The 4,512-nt window shown below is 60.2% G+C and carries 4 protein-coding genes and 1 pseudogene; all 5 read right to left on the bottom strand.

The window, feature by feature from the left end; all coding sequences use genetic code 11:
- Window positions 1-316: 316 nt before the first annotated feature.
- Window positions 317-1,717 (bottom strand): HipA domain-containing protein, encoded by a 1,401-nt coding sequence (locus ACRXB1_RS31245; RefSeq protein WP_449494244.1) that lies wholly within the window; start codon window positions 1,715-1,717, stop codon window positions 317-319.
- Window positions 1,717-1,986, bottom strand: coding sequence for a helix-turn-helix domain-containing protein (locus tag ACRXB1_RS31240; protein ID WP_083638098.1), 270 nt, complete (start codon window positions 1,984-1,986; stop codon window positions 1,717-1,719). The genes ACRXB1_RS31245 and ACRXB1_RS31240 overlap by 1 nt, the downstream gene beginning before the upstream one ends.
- A gap of 329 nt (window positions 1,987-2,315) precedes the next feature.
- Window positions 2,316-3,038 carry a monofunctional biosynthetic peptidoglycan transglycosylase gene (gene mtgA, locus ACRXB1_RS31235; protein ID WP_062000268.1) on the bottom strand — a complete coding sequence of 241 codons (723 nt, stop codon included), beginning with the start codon at window positions 3,036-3,038 and terminating at the stop codon, window positions 2,316-2,318.
- 31 nt (window positions 3,039-3,069) lie between these two features.
- Window positions 3,070-3,936: a shikimate dehydrogenase gene (gene aroE, locus ACRXB1_RS31230; RefSeq protein WP_449494243.1), complete on the bottom strand. Its 867-nt coding sequence runs from the start codon at window positions 3,934-3,936 to the stop codon at window positions 3,070-3,072.
- A pseudogene (locus ACRXB1_RS31225) lies at window positions 3,933-4,512 on the bottom strand (RNB domain-containing ribonuclease); the annotation flags it as partial. The gene aroE and the pseudogene ACRXB1_RS31225, both read right to left, overlap by 4 nt.

The following is a 4,512-nucleotide window of genomic DNA, read 5'->3' as shown; positions in this document are numbered from 1 at the left end:
CGCCAACGAGACAGTGCGGGTTTTCATCAGTAAGGAGTGCTGGACGCGCGGATGCTCGAGCAGATGCGATTGCGCTGGCGATTTCATGACACGTCTCCGATTGCTTTTGTCGTTGCATGAGGCCTTCGGGATTACCCGAGGCTCATGGAACTGCCGTTTGGCTGTGATCGGATTTTAGAGCCGCGTCGCTGAATTATTCAATATGTGATTGATGTGTTCACATATTGGGAGCATTGAGTTTGTTTCGTCACGTTGGGATGAAATGCAAAAAACCCCGCCGGGCGGGGTTTTGCTTGCTGAGTTCCAGATGAACCCTCTACAGCAGCGACCGGTCGATTCGGGGTACCGCGGGAGCCAGTTGCAACAGCTTATCGGCCTGCACGGTCACGAAGCCGTGAATGCGCTGCACCAGTCGCCTCTCCTCGGCCACGTAGATCTCCGAACGCGCCAAGTCTGCGGAGACGCGCTTTATTGCAAGCGCCATACGCGTCAGTTCGCGTGCAAGAAGCGGTCGGGGCGTACCGGTTCGGTTTGCAAAGTCCGCAAGCTCAAACGCCGTGACCTCGTCCAGCCGGAAGGCGTCGCCGTAAGCCAGCGCCATGTCTTGTTCGACCGCGTCTCCATAGGCATTGACGGAGACAAGGTCATAAAAAGGCGCGGGCGACAAACCCGCAGGCCGCACATGAAAAGACAGGTTTTTGCCGTGGGCGTCACTGTTGCCGATAAAGAGTTGAAATAGCGCCCACCGCAGCATGATCTGGCGAGCCTGAGCAGGATTCTCCAGGTGTCGCTCGAGCAAGAACAACTTTTCGAAGCTCGCGCCCTCCCTGATGTTACGAACCGCCGGAGCGTTGCCGAAGTTGCGCTCGTACTTGAGGCTCACAGGCAGATCCAGGGCCTGGCACCCGTCAATGACGTGCGTGCGGCGAACTCGAAGCGCCGTGACGCCGTCAGCGGGATCAAGTTCTGCCTGCCGGTCAAATCGCTCGATAAGCAGTATGGGTTCCGGAATTCGGCGAATCTCAACGGCCGCCGTCGGCAATCCGATGCGCGCGGCCAGCGTCATGCAGTAGTGCTCGTTCGCCACCATGAAGGCGGATGCGGGGTTAAGCGACTCCGGCTTGAGGATGTGCGTGGAACTGATGGGGCCGCCATCTACAAGCGAAATTGATTCACCTTCGACCAGCACCTGCAACTTGTCCTGGAAGCCCGCAACTGACAGCCGGAGCTTGCGATCCCATACCGGGAAGGGAATTTCATCCCGACGACGAATACGGTCGCTCAATTCATCGTTGAGGACGATTCGACGCACGGATGGCGCGCCTTCCTGCTGATCGGCCGTGTACTCCGCCTCCGCATTTACGCCGCCCTCTTCGCCGGCCGCAGCGTTTTGCGCCGGGGCCGTGAAACTCAACGCGCCGACCGGTTCTTTCCCCAGGATGTGCATCAAGCCAAAAGTGTTGTCCTTCGACATTTGGTGCATGACCGAGGCGACTTCAAGTGCACGCCCTTCAGGAAGCAGGTTTGCGAGGAAGCGATGCACGGTCCCGAGTTTCGGCTGCTCGCCCGAAATCGGAATATGCGGCGAAAGCGGGAAAGCGGCGTCCCTGGCCTGCCAGGCTTCATCGTATTTAAAGCTGTAGACGTCTTGCTGCGACTCGAAGCCTAGTTGCCCTACCGGGCCGTCCTGCGTGGAAACGTTGAGCACATGCGCCATCAGGATTGGCCTCCCCGGAGGGACGCCTTCGCATGACTGGTCGGCTCATTCAAAGCGCGCAATGCGGTCGTCGACTCGTTCTTCGGAAGCACCAGCATGATCAAACCGAACCCTTCGAGCACTCGGAGCAGCCGATCCGAGCCGACCGGATGCCCGTTCTCGAGCCGGGAAAGCACGCTTGCGGACACCCCTAGCAGATCGGCGGCGTCGTCGATGCGCATGGCCTGCTCAAGTCGGCGATTGCGTACCAAGGCGCCGAGCGCAGCCATGTCTCGGGCGAGCGCTGTGACATTGGGATCATGCGGAGACAGTGATCGAGCCATAGTTATGCAATATGGAAACAATGAAAGTTGGACACCCACTCCACATTATAGTTTCCTTTTAAAGAAACTAATCGGTGGGAGTTCATCACTGACCTTTAGTTTCTATATACGAAAACAACGGCGTTGGGCCGCTGCCTGGTGGATAGTTTCCACATTCTCAGAACAATTTGTCCTTAGCGGAACCGGACTGTGTAGACGGCCAGATAAAAAACCCTGCCAAGCGGGGTTTCCGTTCCTTCGTCACGCGCCGCATCCCGATCAACGCACAAGCGCACTCACTGCGGCAACTCCGCCGCCCCCATGCGCCTCGCAATTACCCCCGCCCGCTGCGACAGATACGCGGACCCGCGATGTTCATCGAAGTATTTCGGCCTTGGCAGCATCACCGCCAGCCGCGCCGATTGCCACGCGGTCAGCTTCGATGCCGACGTCTTGTAGTAATAACGCGCCGCAGCTTCGGCGCCATACACGCCGTTGCCCCACTCCACCGAATTCAGGTAGATCTCGAAAATGCGCTCCTTGTCCATCCAGAACTCGAGCATCGATGTAATCACGAGTTCCTGCGCCTTCCTCACATAACTCTTTTCCCGCGATAAAAACAGGTTCCGCGCCAGTTGCTGCGAGATGGTCGAGCCGCCCGCCACGATTTTCCCGCGCGCCTTGTTCTTCTCCCAGGCTTGCAGGATGGCATCGGTTTCATAACCGTTGTTGTTGACGAAGTTCGCGTCCTCGGACGCAATGATCGCGCGCTTCAGATTCCGCGAAATCTGGTCGTACGGAACCCACGTGCGCTGAATGGAAAGATCGGGACGATCCTGCGCAAGCCGCCAGGCATCGGAACGCATGAACGCCGTGGACGATGGATTCACCACCGTGTAGATGCCGACCATCGCGAAGAAGTAGACCTGCGTGGCGATGACCGCAATCATCATCACCGAGATGCCATAGACAATCCATCGGGCCGGCCCGAGACGCACGGGCGATTTTGTTCTTGTCATCGTGCTTGTTCTGTTGAGAAGGCCAGCCGCTTCAAATTGACTTCGATAACTCCAGCCGCAACGCCCGCAGCACCGCGCCGCTGTCCGGACGCACCCCGCGCCACAGGAAAAACGATTCCGCAGCCTGTTCCACGAGCATCCCGAGTCCATCCGATGAACGCGCGCCCAGGGTTTCGGCGTGGCGCATGAAGACGGTCGGCTGCGCGCTGTACATCATGTCGTAGGCGAGTGTGCCGGGGCCGAACGAGGCGTCGTCGCACGTGGGCAGTGCATCGTCCAGACTGCCGGCCGTCGCGTTGACGATCACATCGTACGGGCCCGCTTCCACGCTGTCCGCGCCGCCGCCCGAGAACCGCACGTTTGCGGCGTGGGCGGCATCGGAGAAATGATCGACCAGTATTTGCGCCTTCGATGCCGTCCGGTTCACGATCGTCAGCGCTGCAACGCCGCAATCGAGCATGGGCAACACGACACCACGCGCCGCGCCGCCGGCGCCGAGCAACAACACGCGTGCGCCCTTCAAGCCAACGCCCAGATTCCCTTCAATATCGCGCACGAGGCCGACGCCATCGGTGTTGTCGCCATGCACGCCATCCGCGTTGAACGCCAGGGTGTTCACCGCGCCCGCCGCCGCAGCGCGCGGCGTGAGCGTGTTGGCAAAAGCGTGTGCGTCGAGCTTGAACGGCACGGTCACGTTCATGCCGCGACCGCCTGTTTCAACGAAAGCGCGGACATCGCCGGCAAATTCGCCAATGGTTCCCAGCACGCGCCCGTATTCGATCCGCTCGCCGGTCTGCTCGGCGAAGCGTGCGTGAATCCACGGCGATTTGCTATGCGCGACCGGATTGCCGATCACCGCGTATTGGTCGATGCCCTCGCCCCGAACGCCCGATGTCATTGCGCGGGCTCCGTCGCGTCCGGCGTGTTTTCGCCAGCCGGTTGCGGCTCTTCCGCAGGCGTGGCTTCCGCCTGCGCCTCGGCCTCGCTTTCGGCGCTCAGGTCTTCCGCTTCGACCAGCTCTTCTTCCGGCTCTTCCGGCTGCGTTGCCGCGCCCGAAGGTGCATCGATCACGTGCAACAAGCGGCACGATGCCTCGACGGTGAGTTCATCGAGATTCATCACTTCCAGCATCACCTTCGTTCCGCGCGCATGCACGCCGAGCCCGGGGACGTGGAGCATCAGCGGGATTTCATCGAGGCGCACGAGATCGTCCTTCACCACCGCCGCCACGACCTGCTTCTTGTTCTCCTGCTTCAGCCAGCGCAGACACCAGAAGAATTCCATGCGCCGTTGATGATCGGCGTAGGCGGAATACTGGTCATCGAATCCCTGGACGACCGCGAACAGATCGGCATCTTTCGGCTTGAACGGCGCGACGAGCGCCGCCGTCACGCCATGCCGCACGCACGCGAGCAACTGCCATTGATTGACCAGGTCGACATACCGGCGCAACGGCGACGTGCTCCACGCGTAA

The sequence above is a fragment of the Caballeronia sp. M23-90 genome (assembly GCF_053574605.1).
The sequence above is the reverse complement of the archived record's forward strand: the minus strand, read 5'-3'. Positions and strand labels throughout refer to the sequence as shown.